The 24,515-nt window shown below is 65.9% G+C and carries 24 protein-coding genes and 1 pseudogene; 20 read left to right on the forward strand and 5 right to left on the reverse strand.

Going from position 1 to position 24,515, the window contains the following annotated elements:
- Nucleotides 1-97: 97 nt before the first annotated feature.
- From AC1DHL_RS19485 to AC1DHL_RS19525, 9 genes are all read left to right on the forward strand, one after another.
- Nucleotides 98-562 (forward strand): 4-hydroxylaminobenzoate lyase, encoded by a 465-nt coding sequence (locus tag AC1DHL_RS19485; RefSeq protein WP_478163044.1) that lies wholly within the window; start codon nt 98-100, stop codon nt 560-562.
- Nucleotides 559-2,112, forward strand: coding sequence for a 3,4-dehydroadipyl-CoA semialdehyde dehydrogenase (locus AC1DHL_RS19490; RefSeq protein ID WP_478163045.1), 1,554 nt, complete (start codon nt 559-561; stop codon nt 2,110-2,112). Before AC1DHL_RS19485 ends, AC1DHL_RS19490 begins: the two co-directional genes overlap by 4 nt.
- A 44-nt stretch (nt 2,113-2,156) precedes the next feature.
- Nucleotides 2,157-3,707: a benzoate-CoA ligase family protein gene (locus AC1DHL_RS19495; protein ID WP_478163046.1), complete on the forward strand. Its 1,551-nt coding sequence runs from the start codon at nt 2,157-2,159 to the stop codon at nt 3,705-3,707.
- The gene (locus AC1DHL_RS19500; RefSeq protein WP_478163047.1) at nt 3,704-4,519 is read left to right on the forward strand and encodes an alpha/beta fold hydrolase; all 816 of its coding nucleotides are present in this window, start codon (nt 3,704-3,706) and stop codon (nt 4,517-4,519) included. The genes AC1DHL_RS19495 and AC1DHL_RS19500 overlap by 4 nt, the downstream gene beginning before the upstream one ends.
- 117 nt (nt 4,520-4,636) lie before the next feature.
- On the forward strand, nt 4,637-5,803 hold the full coding sequence (locus tag AC1DHL_RS19505) for an ABC transporter substrate-binding protein (protein ID WP_478163048.1): 1,167 nt from the start codon (nt 4,637-4,639) through the stop codon (nt 5,801-5,803).
- A 26-nt stretch (nt 5,804-5,829) separates the two neighbouring features.
- A complete protein-coding gene (locus tag AC1DHL_RS19510; RefSeq protein ID WP_478103235.1) occupies nt 5,830-6,702 on the forward strand; it encodes a branched-chain amino acid ABC transporter permease in 873 nt (290 codons plus the stop codon).
- Between the two features lies 1 nt (nt 6,703).
- Nucleotides 6,704-7,660: a branched-chain amino acid ABC transporter permease gene (locus AC1DHL_RS19515; RefSeq protein WP_478163049.1), complete on the forward strand. Its 957-nt coding sequence runs from the start codon at nt 6,704-6,706 to the stop codon at nt 7,658-7,660.
- Nucleotides 7,661-7,742: 82 nt separating this feature from the next.
- Nucleotides 7,743-8,489, forward strand: a complete 747-nt coding sequence (locus AC1DHL_RS19520) for an ABC transporter ATP-binding protein (protein WP_478163050.1) — start codon at nt 7,743-7,745, stop codon at nt 8,487-8,489.
- A gap of 1 nt (nt 8,490) precedes the next feature.
- Nucleotides 8,491-9,192 (forward strand): ABC transporter ATP-binding protein, encoded by a 702-nt coding sequence (locus AC1DHL_RS19525; protein WP_478103239.1) that lies wholly within the window; start codon nt 8,491-8,493, stop codon nt 9,190-9,192.
- Between the two features lie 16 nt (nt 9,193-9,208).
- Here the strand turns inward: AC1DHL_RS19525 and AC1DHL_RS19530 are convergent, their stop codons facing one another.
- Nucleotides 9,209-9,493, reverse strand: a complete 285-nt coding sequence (locus AC1DHL_RS19530) for a hypothetical protein (RefSeq protein ID WP_478103240.1) — start codon at nt 9,491-9,493, stop codon at nt 9,209-9,211.
- 294 nt (nt 9,494-9,787) lie between these two features.
- Between AC1DHL_RS19530 and AC1DHL_RS19535 the strand changes: the two genes are divergently transcribed.
- On the forward strand, nt 9,788-11,587 hold the full coding sequence (locus AC1DHL_RS19535) for a tetratricopeptide repeat protein (RefSeq protein ID WP_478103242.1): 1,800 nt from the start codon (nt 9,788-9,790) through the stop codon (nt 11,585-11,587).
- A 2-nt stretch (nt 11,588-11,589) separates the two neighbouring features.
- Here the strand turns inward: AC1DHL_RS19535 and AC1DHL_RS19540 are convergent, their stop codons facing one another.
- Entirely contained in the window at nt 11,590-12,318 is a 729-nt protein-coding gene (locus tag AC1DHL_RS19540) for a Crp/Fnr family transcriptional regulator (RefSeq protein WP_478103243.1), read from the reverse strand.
- A 104-nt stretch (nt 12,319-12,422) separates the two neighbouring features.
- On the opposite strand from AC1DHL_RS19540, the gene AC1DHL_RS19545 reads away from it, so the two are divergent.
- The 6 genes and pseudogenes from AC1DHL_RS19545 to AC1DHL_RS19570 all read left to right on the forward strand — a co-directional run bounded on the left by AC1DHL_RS19545 (nt 12,423) and on the right by AC1DHL_RS19570 (nt 17,326).
- Complete coding sequence (locus tag AC1DHL_RS19545; protein ID WP_478103245.1) at nt 12,423-13,343, forward strand: beta-keto acid cleavage family enzyme; 921 nt, start codon at nt 12,423-12,425, stop codon at nt 13,341-13,343.
- 26 nt (nt 13,344-13,369) lie between these two features.
- The gene (locus AC1DHL_RS19550; RefSeq protein ID WP_478103246.1) at nt 13,370-14,320 is read left to right on the forward strand and encodes a 3-hydroxyacyl-CoA dehydrogenase NAD-binding domain-containing protein; all 951 of its coding nucleotides are present in this window, start codon (nt 13,370-13,372) and stop codon (nt 14,318-14,320) included.
- A 55-nt stretch (nt 14,321-14,375) separates the two neighbouring features.
- A pseudogene (locus tag AC1DHL_RS19555) lies at nt 14,376-15,626 on the forward strand (AMP-binding protein); the annotation flags it as partial.
- Between the two features lie 138 nt (nt 15,627-15,764).
- Nucleotides 15,765-16,187 carry a hypothetical protein gene (locus AC1DHL_RS19560; RefSeq protein WP_478163119.1) on the forward strand — a complete coding sequence of 141 codons (423 nt, stop codon included), beginning with the start codon at nt 15,765-15,767 and terminating at the stop codon, nt 16,185-16,187.
- Nucleotides 16,188-16,259: 72 nt separating this feature from the next.
- Nucleotides 16,260-16,679 (forward strand): surface-adhesin E family protein, encoded by a 420-nt coding sequence (locus tag AC1DHL_RS19565; protein ID WP_478163051.1) that lies wholly within the window; start codon nt 16,260-16,262, stop codon nt 16,677-16,679.
- Nucleotides 16,680-16,711: 32 nt separating this feature from the next.
- Nucleotides 16,712-17,326 (forward strand): HAD family hydrolase, encoded by a 615-nt coding sequence (locus AC1DHL_RS19570; RefSeq protein WP_478163052.1) that lies wholly within the window; start codon nt 16,712-16,714, stop codon nt 17,324-17,326.
- A gap of 10 nt (nt 17,327-17,336) precedes the next feature.
- Here AC1DHL_RS19570 and AC1DHL_RS19575 read toward each other — a convergent pair whose 3' ends face one another.
- A complete protein-coding gene (locus tag AC1DHL_RS19575) occupies nt 17,337-17,873 on the reverse strand; it encodes a DUF4136 domain-containing protein (protein WP_478163053.1) in 537 nt (178 codons plus the stop codon).
- Between the two features lie 190 nt (nt 17,874-18,063).
- On the opposite strand from AC1DHL_RS19575, the gene AC1DHL_RS19580 reads away from it, so the two are divergent.
- Nucleotides 18,064-18,789 carry an OmpW/AlkL family protein gene (locus tag AC1DHL_RS19580; RefSeq protein WP_478103251.1) on the forward strand — a complete coding sequence of 242 codons (726 nt, stop codon included), beginning with the start codon at nt 18,064-18,066 and terminating at the stop codon, nt 18,787-18,789.
- A gap of 123 nt (nt 18,790-18,912) precedes the next feature.
- Complete coding sequence (locus AC1DHL_RS19585) at nt 18,913-20,601, forward strand: methyl-accepting chemotaxis protein (protein ID WP_478163054.1); 1,689 nt, start codon at nt 18,913-18,915, stop codon at nt 20,599-20,601.
- A gap of 15 nt (nt 20,602-20,616) precedes the next feature.
- Here the strand turns inward: AC1DHL_RS19585 and AC1DHL_RS19590 are convergent, their stop codons facing one another.
- Both AC1DHL_RS19590 and AC1DHL_RS19595 read right to left on the reverse strand, forming a co-directional pair.
- Nucleotides 20,617-21,006, reverse strand: a complete 390-nt coding sequence (locus AC1DHL_RS19590; protein WP_478163055.1) for a hypothetical protein — start codon at nt 21,004-21,006, stop codon at nt 20,617-20,619.
- Nucleotides 21,007-21,137: 131 nt separating this feature from the next.
- Nucleotides 21,138-22,427 (reverse strand): AsmA family protein, encoded by a 1,290-nt coding sequence (locus AC1DHL_RS19595; protein WP_478163056.1) that lies wholly within the window; start codon nt 22,425-22,427, stop codon nt 21,138-21,140.
- Between the two features lie 124 nt (nt 22,428-22,551).
- Between AC1DHL_RS19595 and AC1DHL_RS19600 the strand changes: the two genes are divergently transcribed.
- The gene (locus AC1DHL_RS19600; RefSeq protein ID WP_478163057.1) at nt 22,552-22,980 is read left to right on the forward strand and encodes a hotdog fold thioesterase; all 429 of its coding nucleotides are present in this window, start codon (nt 22,552-22,554) and stop codon (nt 22,978-22,980) included.
- 45 nt (nt 22,981-23,025) lie between these two features.
- On the forward strand, nt 23,026-24,396 hold the full coding sequence (locus tag AC1DHL_RS19605; protein WP_478163058.1) for a solute carrier family 23 protein: 1,371 nt from the start codon (nt 23,026-23,028) through the stop codon (nt 24,394-24,396).
- Nucleotides 24,397-24,515 lie beyond the last annotated feature (119 nt).

Raw genomic sequence — 24,515 nt, forward strand, 5'->3', positions numbered from 1 at the left:
GACACCTTGTGACCTGGTGCTTATGGTTCGTGTACAGGCAAGATACTGCACGCAAGCGATTGCCGCAAGTTTGTTCCCCACGCACAAAGAAACGCCCATGTCCAAGCAAGCCTTTCACCAGCTCGTCGCCGACGTGGCGACACAGATCGCCGGCCGCCCTCTCGACGCGGACCTCGACCTCTGGCTCAACACCCATCACGGGGCCGGCAGCCCCACTTACGAAAGCCTGAAGCAGGCCTGCATCGACGGCGCCGCCGAGGGCTACCTGTGCGACCGCGAAGGCGGCGGCATCCGCTACGGGCGGGTTTTCAAGGCCGAGGATGCGCTCAGCCGCTTCTCGGTCGACGTGGTCGACATGCAAGACATCGCCGGGCCGCATCACTCGCATCCGAATGGCGAGATCGATTTGATCATGCCGCTGGAGGGCGACGCGACTTTCGACGGCCGTCCGGCTGGCTGGTGCGTCTATCCGGCGGGCAGCGCCCATCGCCCCACCGTTGCGCAAGGCCGCGCGCTGGTCCTCTATCTCCTGCCCGAGGGGCAAATCCAGTTCACCAAATGACAGAACTTCTCGCTAACTATGTCGCCGGCAAATGGCAGGCCGGAAGCCGCGCCGGCACGCCGCTGTTCGACCCGGTGCTCGGGACCGAACTGGCGCGCGTCGACGCCACCGGGCTCGACTTGGCCGATGCCTTCCGCTTTGCACGTGAAACAGGTGGTGCGGCGCTCCGCGCACTGACCTACCGTCAGCGCGCCGGCCTTCTGGCCGCCATCGTGAAGGTGTTGCAAGCCAACCGCGACAGCTATGACGAGATCGCCACCGCGAACTCAGGCACGGTGAAGAACGATTCGGCAGTCGACATCGACGGCGCCATCTTCACGCTGGGCCAGTACGCCAAGTGGGGCGACGCGCTTGGCGACGTGCGCGCGCTGCGTGACGGCGATGCCGTGAAGCTCGGCAAGGAGCCGGCTTTCCAGTCGCAGCATCTGCAAGTACCGACGCACGGCATCGCGCTATTTATCAACGCGTTCAACTTCCCGTCATGGGGCCTTTGGGAGAAGGCCGCGCCCGCCCTGCTCTCCGGGGTGCCGGTGATCGTGAAGCCCGCGACTTCGACCGCCTGGCTGACGCAGCGCATGGTGCGCGACGTGGTCGAAGCCGGCGTGCTGCCTGCTGGCGCGCTGTCGGTGATCTGCGGCAGCTCGGCCGGGCTGATGGACCAGCTCGAAAGCTTCGACGTGGTCTCCTTTACCGGATCGGCCGAGACGGGGGCGGTGATTCGATCGCATCCCGCCGTCGCGCAGCGCTCGGTGCGCGTCAACATCGAGGCCGACAGCCTGAATTCCGCCCTGCTGCTGCCGGATGCGGCGCCGGGCTCCGAGGCCTTCAACCTGCTCGTGCGCGAAGTGGTCCGCGAAATGACGGTGAAGTCGGGCCAGAAATGCACGGCGATCCGGCGCATCCTGGTACCGGCATCCCTCTACGACGCCGCCGCCGAGGCGATCGGCGCCAAGCTCGCCGGGATCACGGTCGGCAACCCGCGCAACGAGACCGTGCGCATGGGTTCGCTGGTCAGCCGCGCGCAGCTCGACGCCGTGCGTGAGGGTCTGGAGGCACTCAAGACGCAGGCCAGCGTGCTGCACGACGGCAGCCAGAAGGCGCTGGTCGACGCCGACCCTGCCGTTGCGGCCTGCATCGGCCCGGTGCTGCTGGGCGCGCGCGACGCCGATGCGGCCGACCGCGTGCATGACGTGGAGGTCTTCGGCCCGGTCGCCACGCTGCTGCCCTATCGCGATCTCGATCACGCCGTTGCGCTCGCGCACCGCGGCCAGGGCTCGCTCGTGACCTCGCTCTATGGCGCGGACGACGCCGCGCTCGGCCAGGCGGCCGTCCAGCTGGCTGCAAGCCACGGCCGTGTCCATGTCATCACGCCTGAAGTCGCGCAGGCGCAGACCGGCCACGGCAACGTGATGCCGATGTCGCTGCACGGCGGTCCCGGCCGCGCGGGCGGCGGCGCCGAGCTTGGCGGCCTGCGCGCGCTGGACTTCTATCACCGGCGCAGCGCGGTGCAGGCCAGCCCCGGCGTGCTGGCGCAGCTCGGGCTTCAGTAGCCCCGGCCGGCATCCCGAACGAGAGGAATCCGAGGAGACAAACGATGAGCCTGCCCGATACATTCAACTTCGCCGAGCACCTGTTCGCACTCAACCGCGGGCGGGCCAAGAAGACCGCCTACGTCGACGATCGCGGCGCGCTCGGTTACGGCCAACTCGAAGACCGCGCCCGTCGCCTCGCCGCCGCGCTGCCTGCCGAGGGCGTTCACCGCGAAGACCGGGTTCTGCTGCTGATGCTCGACAGCAGCGACTGGCCGGTGAGCTTCCTCGGATGTCTCTACGCCGGCGTCGTGCCGGTCGCGGTCAACACCCTGCTCACCGCCGACGACTACGCCTACATGCTCGCCCACAGCGGCGCGACGGCGGCGCTCGTGTCCGGTGCCTTGTTGCCGGTGCTGCAGGAAGCCATGGCGAAGGGGCCGAGCGAAGTCCGCACGCTGTTCGTATCGCAACCCGACGGGCCGTTACCAGCCGGCGCGCACAACCTCGATTCCGCCATCGCAGCGCGCGAACCGCTGGCCGCGCCTGCCGCCACGTCACCGCGCGACCATGCCTTCTGGCTCTACTCCTCCGGCTCGACCGGCAAACCCAAGGGCACGGTGCACACGCACGCCAATCCGTGGTGGACGGCGGAGCTTTACGGCAAGCCGGTACTGGGCCTCACGGAGGACGACGTCTGCTTCTCGGCCGCGAAGATGTATTTCGCCTACGGGCTCGGCAACGCGCTGACTTTCCCGCTGTCGGTCGGCGCCACCGTGCTGCTGATGGCCGAACGGCCGACGCCCGACGCGACCTTCAAGCGTTGGACCGGTGCCCACAAACCCACCGTCTTCTTCGGCGCTCCCACCGGGTTCGCCGGCATGCTGGCCTCGCCTCGCTTGCCGGCACGCGAAGCTGTCGCGCTGCGCATGTGCTCCTCTGCCGGCGAAGCACTCCCGGGCGAGATCGCGCAGCGCTTCAAGCAGCACTTCGGCTGCGAGATCGTCGACGGCATCGGTTCGACCGAGATGCTGCACATCTTCATCTCGAACCGCCCCGGCGATATCCGCTACGGCACGACCGGCAAGCCGGTTGAAGGCTACGCGATCGAACTGCGCGGCGAGGACGGCAAGCCCGTGCCCGTCGGCGAGGTCGGTGACCTCTATATCAAGGGCCCGAGCACTGCGGTCATGTACTGGGGCAACCCCGAGAAGAGCGCCGACACCTTCCGCGACGGCTGGACCAAGAGCGGCGACAAGTATTCGCGCGACGCCGACGGCTACTACACCTACGCAGGGCGCAGTGACGACATGCTGAAGGTCAGCGGCATCTACGTCTCGCCTTTCGAGGTCGAGGCGACGCTGATGCTCCATCCCGCCGTGCTCGAAGCCGCGGTGATCGGCAAGCAGGATGCCGACGGGCTGACCAAGACCAAGGCTTATGTCGTGTGCAAGGACGGCCAATCGGTATCGGAGGACGAACTGAAGGCCTTCGTCAAGGAACGTCTCGCGCCGTACAAATACCCGCGCTTCGTCGAGTTCGTCGACGAACTGCCGAAGACCGCGACCGGAAAAATCCAGCGGTTCCGCCTCCGCGAGCGGGAGCAGCAGGCGTGACCGCCGGCTCCGAATTCGCCGCCATCCGCTGGCGGGGAAAAGACGTGCGCATCGAATATGTGCGCATCGCACCGGAACGCGCCGATGCGCCACTGCTCGTCTTCCTGCACGAAGGCCTCGGCTCCATCTCGATGTGGAAGGACTTCCCCGAACGCCTGTGCGAGGCCGGTGGTTTTCGCGGGCTGGTGTTCTCGCGCCCCGGCTACGGCCGATCGACGCCGCGCGATCCCGAAGAAGTATGGGACGTCGACTTCATGCACCGGCAGGCGCACGAGGTGCTGCCGGCCTTCTTCGACGCCATCGGCCTCCAGGAAAGCCCTTGGCTTTTCGGGCATAGCGACGGCGGCTCGATCTCGCTCCTGTACGCTGCGCGCTTTCCTGATCGAGTGGCCGGCCTGGTCGTGCTGGCACCGCACATCCTGGTCGAAGACGTGACGGTCGCCAACATCGAACTGGCCCGACAGGCCTACCTGGAAACCGACCTGCCGAAGAAGCTGGGCCGCTACCACGACGACGTGGACTCCGCCTTCTGGGGCTGGAACCGCATCTGGCTGCATCCGCCCTTCCGCCAATGGAACATCGAGGCAGAACTCGACGGCATCCGTTGCCCGGTTCTTGCTATCCAGGGAATCAACGATGAGTACGGAACCCTCCGCCAGATTCACGGCATTGCCGAGCACGCGCCGCAAACAAGGCTCGTGGAGATCCCCGACTGCGGGCATTCCCCGCATCGCGATCAACCCGAAACGGCGATAGTTGCGACCGTTTCTTTCGTGAACGAACACGCGGGGAAACCCAGGGAAAACGCTTAATTGAGAGATAAATAGTTTACCTATAAAGTATTGACGTCTCGAGCATCGGCGGATGCCCCCTGGAAATCGGACCGGCCCGGTCCACAACCATCTGAATATTTCAACAAGGAGTCATCCATGAGCACCCGCATCGCACGCACCACCCTGACAGCCCTCGCGCTGGCCTGTATCGCCACGCTCGGACATGCTCAACAGGGCAAGCTGAAGGTGGGCATGATGCTTCCGTACAGCGGCACGTACGCGGCGCTCGGCGTGGCCATCGAAAACGGCTTCAAGCTTCGCATCGAAGAGCAAGGCGGCAAGCTCGGCGGCCGCGAGATCGAGTTCGTGAAGGTCGACGATGAATCCGATCCGGCCAAGGCCACGGACAACGTCAACAAGCTCATCAAGCGCGACAACGTCGACGTGATCATCGGCACCGTGCACTCCGGCGTCGCGATGGCGATGGCCAAGGCCGCCAAGGAAAGCGGCACCGTGCTGATCATTCCAAATGCCGGCGCCGACGCCGTGACGGGCCCGATGTGCGCTCAGAACATCTTCCGCAGCTCGTTCTCGAACTGGCAGCCGGCCTACGCGATGGGCGAAGTTGCCGGCAAGCAGGGCAAGAAGAAGGCGATGACTATCACCTGGAAGTACGCCGCCGGCGACGAGTCCGTGGCGGGCTTCAAGGAAGGTTTCGAAAAGGCCGGCGGCAAGGTCGAGAAGCAGCTGACCGTGCCCTTCCCGAACGTCGAGTTCCAGGCCCTGCTGACCGAGATCGCCGCAGCCAAGCCGGACGTGGTGTACGCGTTCTTCGCGGGCGGCGGCGCGGTCAAGTTCGTCAAGGACTACGCGGCGGCTGGGCTCAACAAGACCATCCCGCTTGTCGGCCCCGGCTTCCTGACCGACGGCACGCTCGAAGCGCAAGGCGATGCCGCCCAAGGCATGCAGACCACCCTGCACTATGCCGACGGCCTGAACACGCCGCGCGATACCAGCTTCCGCACCGCCTATGCCAAGTCCTTCAAGCTGCAGCCCGACGTGTATGCGGTGCAGGGCTATGACGCGGCGCAGATGCTCGCCGTCGGCCTCACTGCCGTGAAGGGCGACATCTCCAAGAAGGCCGAGTTCGCATCTGCCATCGAGAAGACCAAGATCGACAGCCCCCGCGGCACCTTCACGATGAACAAGGCGCACAACCCGGTGCAGGACATCTACCTGCGCAAGGTCGAAGGCAAAGAGAACAAGCTGGTGAGCATCGCGGTAAAAAACCTGGCCGACCCGGCTCGCGGTTGCAAGCTCTGAACACGCCCTGAGGAAAGACGCGCTGCATGGACTTCGGTACCTTTCTTGTTCAGTGCCTGAACTCCGTGCAGTACGGTTTGCTGCTGTTTCTGGTGGCTTCCGGGCTGACGCTGATCTTCGGGATCATGGGCGTCATCAACCTCGCCCACGGCAGCTTCTACATGCTGGGCGCCTACATGGCGTTCGCACTGTCGCCGCTCTTCGGTGACCAATTCATCGTGATGCTCCTGGCGGGCGTGGTGCTCGCCGCGGTGTTCGGCTATGTGCTGGAGTGGGCCTTCTTCAGTTACCTCTATCAGCGCGATCACTTGCAGCAGGTGCTGATGACCTACGGGCTGATCCTCGTCTTCGAGGAACTGCGCTCACTGCTGGTGGGCAACGATGTGCATGGCGTGAAGGCGCCGCCATGGCTCGACGGCAGCTTCGCGCTGGGCGATCTCATGAGCTATCCCTGGTATCGGCTCTTCGCCTCGGCGGCGTGCGTGGTACTGGCGATCGGGCTGTACTTCGTGGTCAACCGCACGCGGCTGGGCATGATGATCCGCGCCGGTGCCAGCAACCGCGACATGGTGCGCGGGCTGGGCATCGACATCCGCCGGCTCTATCGCATCGTCTTCGCGGCCGGCGTGGCACTCGCTGCGCTGGCCGGCATGATCGCCGCGCCGATGTCGTCGGTCTATCCGGGCATGGGCGCGAGCGTCCTGATCATCTGCTTCGTCGTGGTGGTGATCGGCGGCATCGGCTCGATCACCGGCGCACTGGTCGCGTCGCTGCTGGTGGGCTTCGTCGACACCTTCGGCAAGGTGTTCTTCGCAGAGCTGAGCGGCATGGGCGTGTATGTGCTGATGGCGATCGTGCTCATCTGGCGCCCCGAGGGTTTGATGGGACGAAAGATCTAGCATGCAGCGCCTCTCTTATTTCGTTCCGCTCCTCTGCGCCATCGCGCTGGCCGTGCTCGGACCGATGCTGAGCCCCTATCTCTCGGACCTGATCGTGAAGGTGATGATCCTTTCGATCTTCGCGCTGAGCCTCGAACTGCTCGTTGGGATGACCGGTCTCGTCAGCCTCGGCCACGCGGCCTTTTACGGCATCGGCGCTTACGCGACGGTGCTCGGCTCGGGCAAGGAGGGTGGCTCGATCGCCTTCCTGCTGCCGCTGGCGATGGGCTCGGCCGCCGCCTATGCGCTCGCCGTCGGCGCGCTGAGCCTGCGCACGCGCGGCGTGTACTTCATCATGGTGACGCTGGCCTTCGCGCAGATGGCTTTCTTCGTGTTTCACGACACGGCGCTCGGCGGCGGCAGCGATGGCATCTACATGTACGTCCGCCCTGCGCTCGGCGCGCTCGACATGGAGAACAGCCGCGTGCAGTTCTACTTCGTGCTGGCGGCGCTCGTCGGCACTTACGGCTTCCTCGCGCTGATCCGGCGCTCGCGCTTCGGCGCGGCGCTGGCCGGCATCCGCGTCAACGAGCAGCGCATGCGCGCGGCGGGCTTTCCGGTGTACGGCTACAAGCTCGCGGCCTTCGTGATCGCGGGCGCGCTGGCGGGGCTGGCGGGATTCCTGGTGGCGGCGCGCGACGGCGTCGTCAATCCTGAATTGCTGGCCTGGCACAACTCGGGCGAGGTGCTGCTGATGATCATCCTGGGCGGCCTCGGCCATTTGCGAGGCGCGGTGATCGGCGCCGTCGCCTTCACGCTGCTGAAGGAGCTGCTATCGACGCAGGCGCTGGTCGGTCCGCTCGCGGACCACTGGCAATTGACGCTGGGCCTCGCCATCATCGCCTTCGTCGCCTTGCTGCCCAAGGGCATCATCGGCATCGCGTCGCGACTGTCGCCGTCGCCGGGAGGTGTGCAATGAGCGCAGCGACGGGCCGCCCCGAGCAAGCTCGCACCCCCTCGGGGGGCAGCGAGGACACGAAGTGCCGAGCGCGGGGGCTTGTATGAGCACCCTGCTCGCCGTCGAAACACTCACGCGCCGCTTCGGCGGGCTGGTAGCCGTCAATGCCGTCACACTGGACCTGCGCCGAGGCGAAGTCCACGCGGTGATCGGCACCAACGGCGCGGGCAAGTCCACGCTGATCAACATGCTCTCGGGCGAGATCAGCGCATCCGATGGCCGCATTTCGCTGGATGGTGAGGACATCACGCAGCGCGCGCAGTTCCGCCGCGCGCTGGCGGGCGTGGGCCGCAGCTACCAGCGCACGACGATCTTCCCGGAGTTCACTGTGCTGGAGAACTGCCGCCTCGCCGCGCAGGCCGCGACGCCGCGACCGTGGGCGATCTGGCAGTCTTCGCGGCAGTGCGCCGAGAGCAACGCCGCCGCCCGTGAATCGCTGGCTGCCGCCGGCCTCGACGCCGTGGCTGACCGCATCGCAGGCACGCTGAGCCACGGCGCCAAGCGCCAGCTTGAAGTCGCGATGTGCCTCGCGACCAAGCCGCGCGTATTGCTGCTCGACGAACCACTCGCCGGCATGGGCGCCGAGGAGACGGAGCGCATGCTCGGGCTGCTGAGCAATCTCAAGACTTCGCACGCAATTCTTCTCGTCGAGCACGACATGGATGCGGTATTCCGCATCGCCGACCGCATCACGGTGATGGTCAACGGCACGGTGATTGCGACAGGCGATCCGGCATCGATCCGCACGAACCCCGAGGTTCGGGTCGCTTACTTAGGCGAGGACCACTGAAATGCTTCAAGTCCAAGGCCTCAACACCTACTACGGCGACAGCCACATCCTTCGCGGCGTCGACGTCGAGATCCCTGCCGCCACCTCGGTCGGCCTTCTGGGCCGCAACGGCATGGGCAAGACCACGCTCATCCGCTCGCTGATGGGCTACGTGCGTCCGGCCTCCGGCCACGTGCGGCTCGACGGCCAGGAAGTCACGGCATGGGCGCCGGAAAAGATGGCGCGCCGCGGCATCGGCTACGTGCCCGAAGGCCGGGGCATCTTCCCCAACCTGTCGGTGCGCGAAAACCTCGTGATGACCGCGCGCCCCGGCATCGACGGTCGGCGCGACTGGACCTTCGACCGCGTGATGGCGACATTCCCGCGCCTGACCGAACGGCTCTCGCACGGCGGCCAGCAGCTGTCCGGCGGCGAGCAGCAGATGCTGTCCATCGGCCGCGCGCTGATGACGAATCCACGCCTGATGATCCTCGACGAAGCGACCGAGGGCTTGGCGCCGCTGATCGTGACCGAGATCTGGCGCGTGATCAGCGACATTCGCGCCACCGGCATCGCGACGCTGATCGTCGATCGCGACTGGCGCAAGGTGCTGTCGCACACGGACCAGGCCGTGGTGATGGAGAAAGGCCGCATCGTGCGGCACGGCGCTTCGGCGGAGCTGTTGGCTTCGCCGGCTGTGCTTGAAGAACTGCTGGGCGTTTGAGCCGAAGCAGTCGCGCTCAGAAGGTCGGCGCGTCCGGCTCCGGCTGCTGCGGCTTCGGCTTGGAAACCAGCGCCTTTTCCGCATCCGAGAACTTGTCGCCGATGTAGGCATCGAGCCGCTCGGCGGCGTCCTTGGCTTCCGCTTCCTTCGATCTCACCGCGCCCGCAACCCTCGCTTCGTCAGCCTGGACCGCGGTCTTCGCCGCCGCCAGCGACTGCTTGCTGTGTTCGTGGCACCCTGAAGCGGCGAGCACGACGCAGGCCGCGACCGCCGCTTGGATTAGCGTGAATGGATGATGCATATCAACCCCCCTTTTCCATGGCCGGCATTCGAATGCAAGAGGCAACGGACAGAGCGCACTCGGATGACTGCATCGCAATGACGGTGAGTGAAAGATATCCGGACGTCGCCGCGGTCGCGACTCCCATTCGGAAGATTGACGAGCGACATGCGCCATAACGCCTTCGAGATAGGGCCTCGATTGCGATTCCCTGCACCGAGTGCCAAAATTTCGGCCCTCTGATCCGAAGCATGCCCCTGCCGCAGACACTGCTGCGCCATGTCGGCGGTGTCCCGGTCCTCGAGGAGGAACGCCATGTCATTGCATCGATCCCCACTGTCGCGTCGGGGCATTCGCGCGGCCTCCGCCTGCATGGTCGCTTCGGCCACACTGCTGCCGGCAAACGGCAGTGCCGGCCGCGCCGCCGATGGCTTCGATCCGCTGCTTTCGTCGCCACGCAGTGTCTGCGGGCCCGTGGTCTCGGGTCCGCCAGCCCTTCTCAAAGCGCTGGTTCGCGTCGCAAGCCAGACCGCCGCATCCGCACCAGTGGCCAGCAGCGACGTGCCGCTCTACAAGGATCTCGGTTCGCTCGCGTTCCCCATCACGACCCGCAGCCCCAAGGCGCAGGCGTATTTCAACCAGGGACTGCGGTTGTCGTTCGGCTTCAACCATGCCGAGGCGCAACGCGCTTTCCAGGCCGCGCAGAAGCTCGACGCCACATGCGCGATGTGCTTCTGGGGCGAGGCCTACGTGCTCGGCACCAACATCAACGTACCGATGATGCCGGAGGCCAATGCGCCAGCCGTGGCAGCACTGGGCAAGGCGGTGGCGCTCAAGGGCGGCGCGAGCGCCAGGGAGCAGGCGTTGATCGGCGCGCTCGAAAAGCGCTATGTCGCGAATCCTCCGCCGGACCGCGCACCGCTCGACGCCGCCTATGCCGACGCGATGAAGACGGTCGCGGCGGCTTTCCCGGCCGACGACACGATCCAGACGCTCTACGCCGAAGCCGCCATGGACACGCAGCCCTGGGACTACTGGGAAGCTGGGGGCGCCAAGTCAAAAGGACGCGGCGAAGACATCGTCGCGACGCTCGAAACGGTGCTCCGGCGCAATCCTGTGCATCCCGGCGCGATCCATCTCTACATTCATGCGATGGAGGCGTCCACGCAGCCTGACAAGGCTCTGCCCTACGCCAATCGCCTCGCGGCGTTGATGCCGGGCGCCGGCCACGTCGTCCATATGCCCGCGCACATCTACTACCGCGTCGGCAGGTACCGCGAATCGATGACGCTGAACCGCAAGGCGGCACAAGTCGACGAAAACTACTTCAAGACCTCGGCGTCGGACCCCATCTACAAGACGGCCTACTACCCGCACAACATCCATTTCGTCTTGGTTTCGGCGCTGATGGGCGGCGACGGCAAGACCGCTGTGGAGTCGGCCGGAAAGCTCGATGCCTCGGTGCCGATGGAACTCGTGAAGAGCTTCCCGATCCTGCAGCCGATCAAGTCCGCGCCCTTTGCGGCGCATGCGCGTTTCAGCGACGCCGACACCATCCTCAAGCTCGCGCCGCCGTCGGGCGATGCGGCGCTGGTGTCGACTATGTACCACTACGCGCGAGCCGTCGCCTACGCATCTCGCAAGGACGAGGCCAACGCGCAGAAGGAGATTGACGCCATCCAGCAGATCGAACGCACGGCCGACTACAAGTCCTTCGAGGCATGGCAGTTGCCCGCCAGGGAGATCATCCGCATCGCCGGCCTCGTGGCGTCCGGGCGGCTCGCCGACGCGAAGGGCGATCTCGATGGTGCGGCCAGGTTCTATCGGGACGCCATTGCGATCGAGGACACCCTCCCCTACACCGAGCCGCCCTACTGGTACTACCCCGTGCGGCAATCGCTTGGATCAGTGATGCTGCGTCAAGGCAAGCTCGACGAGGCGCAACAGGTGTTCAGGGACTCACTGGTGCGCGTGCAAAACAACGGATGGGCGCTCGCCGGACTGGTGGACGTGGAGCGCCGGAAGGGCGACGCCGCGGCTGAACGTGCGGCGCGGAAAGCCTATGAACGCACATGGCTCGGAACGCGCGGAGGCCCGGATCTGGCCCGGCTTTGATCCTAGATCTGATCGATAAAGCGCCGCAGTCCTTCAAGATCGATCACGGTGATGCCGCCGTATTCGATGCGCAGCAAGCCGGCCTCGCGCAGCCGGTTGAGCGCTGCGTTGCACCGCTGCCGCGACAGCCCCGAAAGATTGGCGATCTCCTCCTGCGAAGTCTCCAGGTGCGTCTGCCCGAGCGGATGAAGCCACGGATGGAACAGCCCCGCCAGCGCGCGCGCCACCTGGCTGTCCGCATCGAGAAGCCTCTGCGCCGCATAGTTGCCCATGAACCAGTGCAAGCGCTCGTTGATCTGCACCAGCAGGAAATGATTGAAGCTCATCTGCGTGCGGTGCAGCCACTCGAAGGTGTCGATCGGCAGCACCGCCACGCGGCTGTCGCGCAGCGCGATGATGTCGGCGGTGCGCGGCACGGCGCGCAGCAACGTGCCCTCGCCGAACCAACTGCCCACCGACAGACCGCCGAAGGTCACCGAGCGGCCGTCCTCCGAGGTCAGCGACCATTTGAGCAGGCCTTCCAGCGTGCCGTACCAGTGCAGCGGGGTTTCGCCCCGCCGGCACAAAGCCGCGCCGGCGGCGACGTGTTCCTCACGCATGTCGTCGAGCACGCGGGCCTGTGCGTCTGGCTCCAATTGAGGAAACCAGCCTGACAACGCCAGTAGCGTGGAAATCGACAGTGACAGCGAAACGGACGCCGCTTGTCGCTCGGCCGGCTTCTTGTGATGCATGAACGCTCCAGCGCCTCGTAAACCCTGATCCGAAATGTCGTCGCGATGACTGCCAGGGCGAAGGCAGCCAAAAATAATACAGCGCTGTCCACAGGAGATAGCGCATGTCGAAACGCAAAGTGATCGTGACCATCGCCCCGACCGGCGGCATGGCGCACAAGTCCCAGAACCCCCACCTGCCCACCCAGCCCGCGGAGATCGCCGCAGACGTGGTGCGCTGCTGGAACGCCGGCGCCAGCGTGGCTGCGATCCACGCACGCCGGCCCGACGACGGTGCCACCTGCAATGCCGACGTCTATCGCGACATCAACACGCGCATCCGCGCAACCGGCTGCGACATCGTGATCAACAACTCCACCGGCGGCGGCGTGCATGGCGACATGGTGAAGCCGCTGCCAGGCAATCGCTGGGAGATTGCGTGGGAAGAGCGCATCAAGGGCATGGATGCCGGCGCCGAGATGTGCACGCTGGACGCGACCACGCTCAACTTGTCGTTCGAAGGGCGCGAGATCCTGATGGATACGCCGCTCACCAAGGGCCGCGAGCTGGCAGCCGGCATGAAGGCGCGCGGCATCAAGCCCGAGTGGGAGGTGTTCAGCCCCACGCACATCCTCCAGGACACGACGACGCTGATCAACGAGGGGCTGGACGAGGAGCCTTACTTCATCAACCTCGTGATGAACGTGCACCGAAATTTCCAGAACGCGATGCCCTTCTCGCCGCGCCATCTGCAGATGATGGTCGACACCTTGCCCAAGGGCGCGATCTTCTGCGTCAGCGGCATCGGGCCGTCGCAGCTGGAGGCGAACATCAGCGCGCTGCTGCTCGGCGGCCATGCGCGCGTGGGGCTGGAAGACAACCTCTACTACCGCCACGGCGAGGTCGCGACCAACCTGCAACTCACCGAGCGCATCGTGCGGATCATCCGCGAGATGGACATGGAGCCCGCCACGCCAGCCGAAGCGCGCCAGATGATGGGCCTGCCGCGCGTCGGCACGCCGCGGCCCGAGTTCGCGCCGCACTGAACTAGGCGACATGGCGGAGGATGCCAATGAGCACGACAACTGAACAAGCGAAGCGGGTGGCGGTCGTCGCCACCGGCGTGATCGGTGCAAGCTGGGCGGCGTACTTTCTCGCGCGCGGCCTCGACGTCGATGCGACGGATCCCTCGCCCGGCGCGGAGTCCCGGCTGCGCGATGCGGTCGCGCAGCACTGGCCCACCCTGCAACGCTTCGGGCTTGCGGAAGGCGCGTCGACAGATCGCCTGCGGTTCCACGAGCGGCTTGAAGACGCAGTGGTCCATGCGGACTTTGTGCAGGAAAACGGCCCGGAACGCATGGACGTCAAGATTGACCTGTTCCGCCGCATGGACGCCGCCGCGCCCCCGCGCACCATCCTTGCGTCCAGCTCGTCGGGCCTCGCGATCAGCAGCGTCCAATCCGCGTGCACGCATCCGGAGCGCGTGGTGCTGGGTCATCCCTTCAATCCGCCCCATCTGATTCCGCTGGTGGAAGTGGTTGGCGGCGAGCACACGTCGGCTGAGACGGTGGCGCGCGCGATGGCCTTCTACGCCGTGATCGGCAAGCGGCCGATCCACGTGAAGCGCGAGGTGAAGGGCCACATCGCGAACCGCCTGCAGGCTGCGCTCTGGCGCGAGGCCTTCCATCTGGTGGACCAAGGTGTCGCATCGGTGGCGGACATCGACACGGCCATCGCGCACGGCCCTGGGTTGCGTTGGGCCGTGATGGGCCCGTTCATGAACCTGCATCTTTCAGGCGGCGCGGGCGGCATTGCGCACGTGCTCGACCACCTCGGTGGTCCGATCGAAGATTGGTGGCACGACCTGGGTGCGCCTTCGATGACACCCGCACTCAAGCAGCAGGTGGCCGAAGGCGTGGCATCGGAACTCGGGGCGCGGCGCACCAGCGACCTCGAAGCGGCACGCGACACCTTGCTGTTGGACCTGATTCGCGCCAAGGCCGCTTCAAGCACACTCGAATGACAAGAAGCGACGGCCGGTGCAATCCGCGCCGCAGGCAAGCTCCGGAGACATGACCATGACCACCCCCGGCTTCTTCGACGACGAAACCCAGATCGCGCCGCCACGCACGGTGCGCATCGATTTCGACGATGGCTCCTTCGTGCTGCGCTCACCCGTCGCGCTCAGGCCCTATGCACGCTGCATCGGCGAATGGCTGGAGCGCTGGGCGCGCGAGACACCCGATGCGCTCGCGCTGGCAGAGCGCGATGAAAGCGGCGAAGGCTGGCGAACGCTCGACTACCGCGGCCTGCGCCGTGCCGTCGGCGCTGTGGCGCAGGGCCTGCTGCACCTGGGGGTACCGAAGGACCGGCCGGTCGTGATCCTGTCGGACAACGCGATCGATCACGCGGTCCTGATGCTCGCCACGATGCACATCGGCCGCACCGCGTGCTCGCTGTCCAGCGCCTACTCACGCATGGCGAAGGATCCGACGCGGCTGCACGGCATGCTGCGCGCGCTCGACCCGGCGCTGATCTACGCCTCCGACGCCAAGGTGTACGACGAGGCGCTCGCGGGCTATGGCGGCAATGCGATCACCGTGTTCAGCCGCCATGCCGACGCGCACTCCGGCGCGCAAGCCTTCGATCGATTGATGCAGACGGAGGAGACGCCGGACGTCATGCAGGCCTTCGAAGCGATCGTGCCCGACGACCACGCCAAGTACCTGCTCACCTCCGGCTCGACCGGCCGGCCCAAGGTGGTGATCAACACGCACCGCATGCTGTGCGCAAACCAGCAGATGATGACGCAGACCTGGCGCTTCCTGGACAGGGAAAAGCCGGTGCTCGTCGACTGGCTGCCCTGGAGCCACACCTTCGGTGCGAACCACAACTTCAACATGGTGCTGTGCCACGGCGGCACGCTCTATATCGACGAAGGGCGGCCCGCGCCGGGACTGATCGAGAAGACCGTGCGCAATCTGCGCGAGGTTCGGCCCACGCTGCTGTTCAACGTGCCGCGTGGCTTCGACATGCTGCTCCCCTTCCTGGAGGCCGACGAGGCGCTGGCGGCCGAGGTGCTGTCGCGGCTGCGGCTGGCCTTCTATGCTGCCGCGGCGCTGGCGCCATCGACATGGCAGCGGCTGGAGGCCGTGGCGCATCGCGCCCGGCCTTCGCGCCCGCTATGGCTCACCACATCGTGGGGCGCGACCGAGACTTCGCCCGCCATCACTTCGGCGCACTGGCAGCTCGACGGCGCAGGATGCATCGGCGCGCCGCTGCCGGGGTTGGAGCTCAAGTTCGTGCCCAACGGCGACAAGCTGGAGATGCGGGTCAAGGGCGTGTCGGTGTTTCCCGCGTACCGCAACGCTCCGCGCGAAAGCGCCGAAGCCTTCGACCAGGAGGGCTACTACCGCATCGGCGATGCAGGCTATCTCGCGCATGCGGACCGGCCCGAACGCGGCGTGATGTTCCACGGCCGCGTGGCGGAGGATTTCAAGCTCTCGAGCGGCACCTGGGTGTCGGTCGGCACGCTGCGTGTCGATCTCGTCTCACGCCTCGCCCCGCTGGCGCAGGACATCGTGATCACCGGCCACGACCGCGCCGACATCGGCATGCTGGTGTTTCTGAGCCCGCAGGCTGCGTCCCGGCCGAGGGAGGAACTGCACACCGCGCTGCTGCGCGTGATGCGCGAGCTGCGCGACTCCGGCGCTGGATCGTCCCAATGCCCGGTGCGCGCGCTGGTGCTCGGTGCGCCGCCCGACATCGACGCCGGCGAGATCACCGACAAGGGCTACATCAATCAGCGGGCGGTGCTGACCCGGCGCGCGGCGGAGGTCGAGCGGCTGCACGGCGAGGGGCCCGATCAGGAGGTCGTTCGCGCGGCCTGAAGGCGCGGCCCGTCAGGGCGCCGCAAGGCTGCTGGCTAGAATCAAATTTGATCGCCAGCAGAAGGATTCGAAGTGAGAAGGTGGCTTGTATTGCTGAGCCTCGCGGGTTGCAACGCCCAGGCAGAGACCCAGTGGTTCACCGTGACCGGCAATCCGGCCGACGCGTCGGTCGACACGGTGCAGGTCGACCCCGTCGCGACGAAGACCGACGGCAGGCTCCGCACGATGAACGTGCGCGTCAGCCGCAAGACGCAACGCTTCAACTGGGATCAGGTGCCCTACCGCTCCTATGAATCCAGCGTGGTCTTCGATTGCCGCGCCCGGAAGGCCAGCTACATCTACGCCAAGTTCTACCAGGCGCCGCTCTGGCAAGGTCCGCCGGACAAGACGAGCGACTACGCGAGCAGTCCACCCCCCATGCTGTTCCTCGACGTCGACCCGAATCCGACGAACCGCATCATCCGCGCGGCCTGCCAGGTCACGGCGGGATAGCGGCCCGATGCCTGGCGATGGATCGGACCGGAATGACCGCATCGATCGCCCTGGTGCTGTTCGACCTGGATGGCGTGCTTTGCCGCTACGACCGCCCGGTGCGCGTCGACCACCTGGCGGCTACGACCGGCCGAAGCACGGAGGTGGTTCGGCATGCCATCTGGGGCACGGGCCTGGAATCGCGGGCGGACGCGGGGTTGATCGGCGACGACGAATACCTCCGCGAACTGGGCCGACTCCTCGGCTACCCGCTGACGCTGGATGAGTGGCTGGCCGCGAGGCACGCTTCCATGACGCTCGACGACGAGGTGATGCGGCTGGCGAGGGCCGTCGCCGAACGCACCAGGATTGCGATCCTCACCAACAACTGCAAGCTGCTCGCCACGCACATGGACCGGCTCTGCCCCGAGGTGGCTGCACTGTTCGGTGACACCATCCATGCCACGGCATCGTTTGGCGCCACGAAGCCGGCGCCCGCCGCCTACCTGGGTTGCCTGGGGGCGCTGGGCGTGACACCCGCCGGAACCTTTTTCATCGATGACGCCGAGCCGAACGTCACCGGCGCAATCGGGGCCGGGCTGCAAGCCTACGAATTCACCGGCGCCGATGCGCTGGCGAAGGAGCTCGGGTCTCGCGGCCTCTTGTGAGCGCGCGCTCTCAGCGCGCGGACGCACCGCCCGGCGGGAAGCCGGCAAACAGCTTGTCGAGCGCGGCCTGCACGCTGGCATCCACACGTGAAGGATCATCCGGCAGCACGCCGCTGGCACTGCCACGCCAGATCGCCCGTTTGGTACGCGCATCGAACATGTCGACCAGCAGCGTGCCCTTCTCATAGGTGTCGACGGACATCGTGTGGTAGCCCGGCCATCCGCTGCCGACACCGAGCCAGTTGAGATCGTGGCCGATGCCGCTGTAGAAGTTGTTGAAGTTCTGCCCCTGGACCCGGGTCACGTGGGCGGACACGTGCACGTCGCCTTCGGGTGCGAGCTTCCAGCCTCGCGCCTGCAAGCGGGCGTCGATGCCGGCGACGATGCTCTGCGGCAGCAACGCCCCGCCGTCGGCGCTGGTGATCCAGCTGTAGCTCCGGTAGTTGCCGAATTGGGCCTGAGGGTCGTAATCGGTCTGGATGGTGGCGGTACTTGCGCAAGCGGCCAGCAGCATCGTGAGGGCCATGGCAAGGAATCTTCCGATCATGTTCACTCCTGTTGCGGTGCCGACGCATCGTACAGGCGCAAAACTTGAGCCCCCATCAGTTGAACGTGTGTGTGCGCTCACGACACACCCATTTCTGCTGTAGCGTACGCGACACGGCAAGCCGAACTAATTAAACGGCACCGTATCCTTATTCCCTCCCCCAACCACTGAACCTTTCTTTCCCTCTCTCATGATGAAGACAAAACTGTTTGCGCTGGCGGCCGTTGCCGCGCTCGGATCGGGCAGTGCCCTTGCGCAAAAGGCTGGTGACTGGCAAGTCGGCGCCGGCTGGTTTCACCTCTCCCCGCAGGATTCGAGCGATCCCCTGACCTTCACCTCGCCGGTGCACGCCGTGGTTCCCGGGTCCGGTGCCAGCGTCGGCAATTCCGACACGCTGGGCCTCAACGCCACCTATTTCGTCGACAGCCACTGGGCCGTCGAGGGCGTGATGGGTATCCCGCCGAAGTTCAAGCTCGACGGCGTCGGCACGCTGGGCCCGATCGGTGAACTCGGCGAGGCACGGCAATGGAGCCCCACCCTGCTCGCCAAGTACTACTTCAACGAGGGCGAAGCCAAGTTCCGTCCCTACGTCGGTCTCGGCGCCACTTATGTCTGGTATAGCGACGTGAACCTCACGCCTGGCCTCCAGGGCGCGCTCGCCAGCCGAATTGGCATCCCGGTCGCCGTATCGTCGACCACGGCCAAGATCGACAGCAAGTTCGCGCCGGTGTTCAACGTGGGCATGGCCTATCAATTCGATCCGCATTGGGGCGTGGCCTTCTCGGTGTCGTACATCCCGTTGCGCACGAAGGCCAACCTGACCACGACGGCGCTGGGCGTGCCCGTGGCGACGAGCGAATCGAGCCTGAAGCTCGATCCGATCGTTCCGTACCTGGCCCTGACCTACAAGTTCTAAGGCCCCAAACCCCGGTCTCGGGCCGGAGAGCGCACCGCGCTCTTCGCGTCTCCCTCAAGTTTTGTCGGTTTCCAGCCGATATGCGTTGGCGCACTCCCTCCGCATCTTTCTGGAATCACGATCATGTTCTTGAGCAATATCTCGATTGGCAGGCGCCTGGCCTTTGTGCTGGGTGCCATCCTTGCCCTCTTCCTCGCCAGCAGTGTGTTCGCCGTGCTGAAGCTGCGCGAACTGGGCGTCGAAATCGACGGCATGGTCAACAACAGTGTCAAGACCGAGCGCGCCGGCTCCGACTGGCTGCGGCACACGACGTCGGGTGTGCAGCGAGCCGCCGCCATCGCCAAGAGCAGCGATTCGAGCCTGATCGCCTACTTCGCGCCTGCAACTGCGGCTTCCATCAAGGGGACCAACGAGCTGCAGAAATTCATCGAAGGCCAGATGTCCAAGCCCGAAGAGCGTGAGCTGTTCCAGAAGGTCGGGGAGTTGCGCAAGGACTACCTTGCCGCGCGCGAAGAGGTCAGCAAGCTGAAGCTGGCAGGCGATCTCGAAGGCGCGAACCGCGTGTTCACCTCGCGCTTCGAACCAACTTCCGTCAACTACCTCGCGGGCGTGCAGCGCATGGTGGACATGCAGCGCGCGAACCTCGATGCGGCGGCACGGCGCGGCCAGGACTTGCGCGCGCAGACGAGTACGCTGCTGACTGTCTGTACCGCAATGTCGCTCGGACTGGGCGGCTTGCTGGCATGGCTTCTCGCGCGCAGCATCACGCGTCCGCTGCGACAGGCCGAGTCGATGGCGCAGGCCATTGCCGCGATGGACCTGACCGGGGCACCGCAATCAAGCTACGCCAAGGACGAAACCGGCCGGCTGCTGCGGGCGATCGACGCGATGCGCTCCGCGCTGCACACATCGCTGCACCAGGTTCAAGGCGTGGTGGTGAACGTCTCCACCGCCAGTACGCAGATCGCGACGGGCAACCAGGACCTGTCCTCACGCACCGAAGAGCAGGCCAGCTCGCTGGAGCAGACGGCTGCCTCGATGGAGGAACTCACCTCGACCGTCAAGCAGAACGCGGACAACGCGCGCCAAGCCAACCAACTGGCCGTCTCGGCCTCCGAAGTGGCAGTCAAGGGCGGTAGCGTGGTCAGCCAGGTGGTCGACACCATGGGCTCCATCAATGCCTCGTCGCGCAAGATCGTGGACATCATCGGCGTGATCGACGGCATCGCGTTCCAGACCAACATCCTGGCGCTGAATGCGGCGGTCGAGGCTGCGCGCGCAGGTGAACAGGGCCGCGGCTTCGCGGTCGTGGCTTCCGAAGTGCGCAGCCTCGCGCAACGCTCCGCGGCAGCGGCCAAGGAAATCAAGACGCTGATCGGCGACTCGGTGGAGAAGGTCGCGGAAGGCAGCAAGCAAGTCGCCGAGGCTGGCCGGACGATGGAAGAGATCGTCGACAGCGTGAAGCGCGTGACGGACATCATGGGCGAGATCACGGCGGCCAGCCAGGAACAGACCTCGGGCATCGAGCAGATCAACCAGGCGATCACGCAGATGGACCAGGTGACGCAGCAGAACGCGGCGCTGGTGGAAGAAGCGTCCGCCGCGGCCCAATCGCTGCAGGAGCAGGCTGGCAGCCTTTCCCAGGTGGTCAGCGTGTTCCGCCTCGCGGATGGGCAGGGCACAACCCCGATTCAGCGCGCCTCGCCCGCACCTGTCGCACCTGCCAAGGTCAAGACCGCCGCGGCATCGAGGCCGCCACAGCATCAGGCGGCGGTCGCACTCGCATCGAATGGCGACTGGGAGTCTTTCTGAACCGGCCTCGCTGATCTAGACCTCGGGCTGGGCCGGCTTTGCCTGCTGCTCGCTGAAGCGCCTTTCGGCAGCGACCAGATGGGTCGTCAGGACGTGTGAGATCACATTGATGCCGAGGCCCGCGAACAGCGCCGGGAGCAGGTACAGCGCGACGCGGACTTCCGAGACAAAGAGCACATCGTCCGCCAGCGACGGCGTCGCGGCTGCGGTCGTGGCCAGTCGCTGGAGGAAGAAGACGTCCAGCCCCGCGATCGCGACCAGCGAGAAGCCGAGCACCAGGACGGTCATGCGCGAGATGGCCTGCTTGGCGATCAGCACGGCATAAATGCAGAAGGGCAGCACCACCGAGATCGCCACCATCATCCAGAACCTCGCTTCCGTGAAGACCGAATAGCTGACGTGCATGACTGAACACCTCGTAGGGACTGCTTTGATCGAAACGAAAGCGCGCAGCTTGGCATTCAAGCCGCCCCGGCATTGTCTAGCGAGCGTAAAGAAAATTGAACGGTCGATGCCTGCTGTAACGGCGGTAGCGCTCAGCGTTGCTTGGGCGGGGGCGCCGCGGGGCGCTGTTTCCTTGCTTCCTCATCCCCGAGCAGCTTGTCCAGTTGCTGCCCGATGCGCGCGCCGATCGCGGTGCCGACGCCCGGCAGCACGGCCGTGCCGACGGCCGCGCCTGTGAGCGCCGCGCCGGTCAGCGAGAGCACGGGCGCGTCGAGCGTGCCGCCGAGCTTGAGAGGCACGCCCACTACGCCGTCGACGAGGTCGACCGCCGCCTCGCCATCCAGGCGTCGATTGACCACGGTGGCGCTGCCGCTTGCCCTGAGGACGCCGGAGCGTGCCTTCAGGCCGCTGTAGCGCAGGATCACGCCTTCGTCGGCTATCTGCGTGTCGAGCGTGCCGCTGAGAGCGTCGAGCGGCGTCTGGCCGCCGCGACCGAAATTGCCGGTCACAGCCTTGGCCAGATCAAAGCCGGTCAACGTAGCGGGCGCCACGGTGAAGCGCGTGTGCGTATGCAGTCGGCGAACGAGTTCTCCAACGTTGTCGCCTTCGGCATCGACCTCGGTCTGCCCCTGCAGCCGGCCCTCGACCACGCTGTGCCGGCCAAAGCTGCGGACCAGCACGCTGACGTCCACGTTCTTCGGCGTCAACTGCGCCGTGAGACGCAACCGTCCCTTGTCGTCGGTCTGGAGCTGGGTGCTGCCGTTCCACGTGCCGTCGGCGACGTCGATCAGCGTGCGCCAGCGGTCCTCGTTGGCTTCGCGCTCGACGCGCAAGCTCGCGACCGGCGTGACGCCCGACCGCCGGATCTCGCCCTCGCGTGGCCGCCAGCGTGGATCGAAGCGAAGGTCCACGTCATAGGCCAGCGCAATGTCGCGGCGGTCGACCCAGGTCACGTCACGCATGCGTACCCGCTCGACCGGGATGTCCGCGAGCGTCCACGCGCCCGCCAGCACAACCGCGTCATCGGCGGCATCCCATCGCCCACGGAATGCACGCACGGACGCGCTGGGCAGCGTCGCCCCTTCGACCTCGATCTCGGCGATGGACACCTGGCGATGCCAGAGCGATGCCAGCCGAGGCCGAACGACCAGGTGGCGCACGGTGATCGGCCGTGGCTGAACAGTCGCCACATCCTCCAGCACGATGACCGGCGCGGGTCGCAGTGCCCAATGCGCTGCGCCGATCCGCAGGCCGATGCCGGACGCCTTCTCGAAACGCGAGGAAAGCGCCGCGGCAAAGGCCTCGTCGCCCGGCAAGTGTCCGCGGACCCAGAGGCCGACCCCGACGAGCAGCAGTACCACCACGGCGGCAGAAACAGCCATCCAACGTCGAGCCTGGGTCATGATGCGAGCTTGCTTGGTTTGTGTGGCTTGTGCTGTCAGCCGTGGGCGCGCGTTTTCGGCGGCAATCGCTATAGTTTTGCCACCTCAACTGGAGACTCTTTCAATGCGCATCTGGAAAAAAGAAATCTCGATCAACGAACTGACCCAAAGCCACGTCGATACGACGGTCTCCAACCTCGGGATCGAATTCCTCGAAATTGGGGACGATTTCATCCGGGCGCGCGTGCCGGTGGACAAGCGAACCGTGCAGCCCTACGGCATCCTGCACGGCGGCGTCTCGGTGGTGCTCGCGGAAACGCTGGGATCGTGCGGCGCGCACTATTCGGCGCCAGAAGGCCACCGCGCGGTGGGCCTGGACATCAACGCGAACCATCTCAAGTCCGCCTCCACGGGCTGGGTCACCGGCACTGCACGCCCCGTGCACCGGGGCCGCACCACGCAGGTGTGGCAGATCGACCTGACCAACGACGCAGGTGAGCTCACCTGCGTCTCCCGCATCACCATGGCCGTCCTGGCGCCGCGCGGCGGCTGACGCATCCCCTGTATTCCTTTCGACAACAACAACGAGGAGACACACATGAGCGATAGCGATTCCTACCTTCCCCGGTGGCGCAAGGTCACGGCCTCCGCGGGCGCCATCGTCGCGCCCGACGAGCGCCTGCCGTGGCCACAGACCGCCGCGATGGGCGTGCAGCACGTGATCGCGATGTTCGGCGCCACGGTCCTGGCGCCGATCCTGATGGGCTTCAACCCCAACATCGCGATCCTGATGAGCGGCATCGGCACGCTCCTGTTCTTCTTCATCACCGGCGGACGGGTGCCGAGCTACCTGGGGTCCAGCTTCGCCTTCATCGGCGTAGTCATCGCAGCCAGCGGCTATGCGGGCTCGGGGCCCAACAACAACCTGGGCGTGGCGCTGGGCGGCATCATCGTCTGCGGCCTGGTCTACGTGCTGATCGGCGTGCTGGTGGCGCTCACCAATGAGCGGCGCACCCGGCGCGCGCCGGTGCGCGGACTCGAAGGCCTCGAAGTGGAAGAAGTCGAGCAGGACGTCGCGGTGCACTGGATCGAGCGCCTGATGCCGCCGGTGGTCACCGGGGCGGTGGTCGCCGTGATCGGGCTCAACCTGGCGAGCGTGCCGATCAAGAACATGGCGCCCACGGGCTTCGACACCTGGATCCAGGCGCTGACCTTTCTCTGCGTGGGCCTGATCGCGGTCTACACGCGCGGGATGATCCAACGGCTGCTGATCCTCATGGGCCTGATCGCCGCGAGCGTAATCTACGCCGTGCTGACGAATGGCCTGGGGCTGGGCAAGCCGATCGATCTCGGACCGTTGGCGGCAGCGCCCTGGTTCGGCATTCCGACGTTTTCGTCGCCGGTGTTCGAGGTCAATGCCATCCTGCTGATCGCGCCGGTCGCGGTCATCCTGGTGGCCGAGAACCTCGGCCACCTCAAGGCCGTCGGCGCGATGACGGGACGCGACCTCAATCCCTACCTGGGTCGCGCCTTCATCGGCGACGGCATCGCGACCATGGTGAGCGGCGCCGTCGGCGGCACGGGCGTCACGACCTATGCCGAAAATATCGGCGTGATGGCGGCCACCAAGATCTACTCGACGGCGATGTTCGTCGTTGCCGCGCTGATCGCGCTGGTGCTGGGCTTCAGCCCGAAGTTCGGCGCGCTGGTCCAGGCGATCCCGCTGGCGGTGATGGGCGGCGTGAGCATCGTGGTGTTCGGCCTCATCACAGTGGCGGGCGCCAAGATCTGGGTCGACAACCGGGTCGACTTCTCGCAGAACAAGAATCTCATCGTCGCCGCGATCACGCTGATCCTCGGCACGGGCGACTTCACGCTCAAGTTCGGGCAGTTCGCGCTCGGCGGCATCGGCACCGCGACTTTCGGTGCGATCCTGCTCTATGCACTGCTGGGTCGATCACGCCGTTGAAGTGCCGCGAAACATGCAACCTCATGAAAGAGATGTTGTGTCGCGTCATCGAGATCGAAGAGTTTCACGGCGCGGAAGCCACTCCCGTTAGACTCCAACGCTTTTCGAACCTACGTTTT

This window comes from Variovorax sp. 10L426 (assembly GCF_056395305.1).

Bases quoted from the DNA above. Each gene is read 5' to 3' on its own strand.
- AC1DHL_RS19485 (WP_478163044.1), top strand. From the start codon at position 98: ATGTCCAAGCAAGCCTTTCACCAGCTCGTCGCCGACGTGGCGACACAG.
- AC1DHL_RS19490 (WP_478163045.1), top strand. From the start codon at position 559: ATGACAGAACTTCTCGCTAACTATGTCGCCGGCAAATGGCAGGCCGGA.
- AC1DHL_RS19495 (WP_478163046.1), top strand. From the start codon at position 2,157: ATGAGCCTGCCCGATACATTCAACTTCGCCGAGCACCTGTTCGCACTC.
- AC1DHL_RS19505 (WP_478163048.1), top strand. From the start codon at position 4,637: ATGAGCACCCGCATCGCACGCACCACCCTGACAGCCCTCGCGCTGGCC.
- AC1DHL_RS19510 (WP_478103235.1), top strand. From the start codon at position 5,830: ATGGACTTCGGTACCTTTCTTGTTCAGTGCCTGAACTCCGTGCAGTAC.
- AC1DHL_RS19515 (WP_478163049.1), top strand. From the start codon at position 6,704: ATGCAGCGCCTCTCTTATTTCGTTCCGCTCCTCTGCGCCATCGCGCTG.
- AC1DHL_RS19520 (WP_478163050.1), top strand. From the start codon at position 7,743: ATGAGCACCCTGCTCGCCGTCGAAACACTCACGCGCCGCTTCGGCGGG.
- AC1DHL_RS19525 (WP_478103239.1), top strand. From the start codon at position 8,491: ATGCTTCAAGTCCAAGGCCTCAACACCTACTACGGCGACAGCCACATC.
- AC1DHL_RS19530 (WP_478103240.1), bottom strand. From the start codon at position 9,493: ATGCATCATCCATTCACGCTAATCCAAGCGGCGGTCGCGGCCTGCGTC.
- AC1DHL_RS19535 (WP_478103242.1), top strand. From the start codon at position 9,788: ATGTCATTGCATCGATCCCCACTGTCGCGTCGGGGCATTCGCGCGGCC.
- AC1DHL_RS19540 (WP_478103243.1), bottom strand. From the start codon at position 12,318: ATGCATCACAAGAAGCCGGCCGAGCGACAAGCGGCGTCCGTTTCGCTG.
- AC1DHL_RS19545 (WP_478103245.1), top strand. From the start codon at position 12,423: ATGTCGAAACGCAAAGTGATCGTGACCATCGCCCCGACCGGCGGCATG.
- AC1DHL_RS19550 (WP_478103246.1), top strand. From the start codon at position 13,370: ATGAGCACGACAACTGAACAAGCGAAGCGGGTGGCGGTCGTCGCCACC.
- AC1DHL_RS19560 (WP_478163119.1), top strand. From the start codon at position 15,765: ATGTTCCACGGCCGCGTGGCGGAGGATTTCAAGCTCTCGAGCGGCACC.
- AC1DHL_RS19570 (WP_478163052.1), top strand. From the start codon at position 16,712: ATGACCGCATCGATCGCCCTGGTGCTGTTCGACCTGGATGGCGTGCTT.
- AC1DHL_RS19575 (WP_478163053.1), bottom strand. From the start codon at position 17,873: ATGATCGGAAGATTCCTTGCCATGGCCCTCACGATGCTGCTGGCCGCT.
- AC1DHL_RS19580 (WP_478103251.1), top strand. From the start codon at position 18,064: ATGATGAAGACAAAACTGTTTGCGCTGGCGGCCGTTGCCGCGCTCGGA.
- AC1DHL_RS19585 (WP_478163054.1), top strand. From the start codon at position 18,913: ATGTTCTTGAGCAATATCTCGATTGGCAGGCGCCTGGCCTTTGTGCTG.
- AC1DHL_RS19590 (WP_478163055.1), bottom strand. From the start codon at position 21,006: ATGCACGTCAGCTATTCGGTCTTCACGGAAGCGAGGTTCTGGATGATG.
- AC1DHL_RS19595 (WP_478163056.1), bottom strand. From the start codon at position 22,427: ATGGCTGTTTCTGCCGCCGTGGTGGTACTGCTGCTCGTCGGGGTCGGC.
- AC1DHL_RS19600 (WP_478163057.1), top strand. From the start codon at position 22,552: ATGCGCATCTGGAAAAAAGAAATCTCGATCAACGAACTGACCCAAAGC.
- AC1DHL_RS19605 (WP_478163058.1), top strand. From the start codon at position 23,026: ATGAGCGATAGCGATTCCTACCTTCCCCGGTGGCGCAAGGTCACGGCC.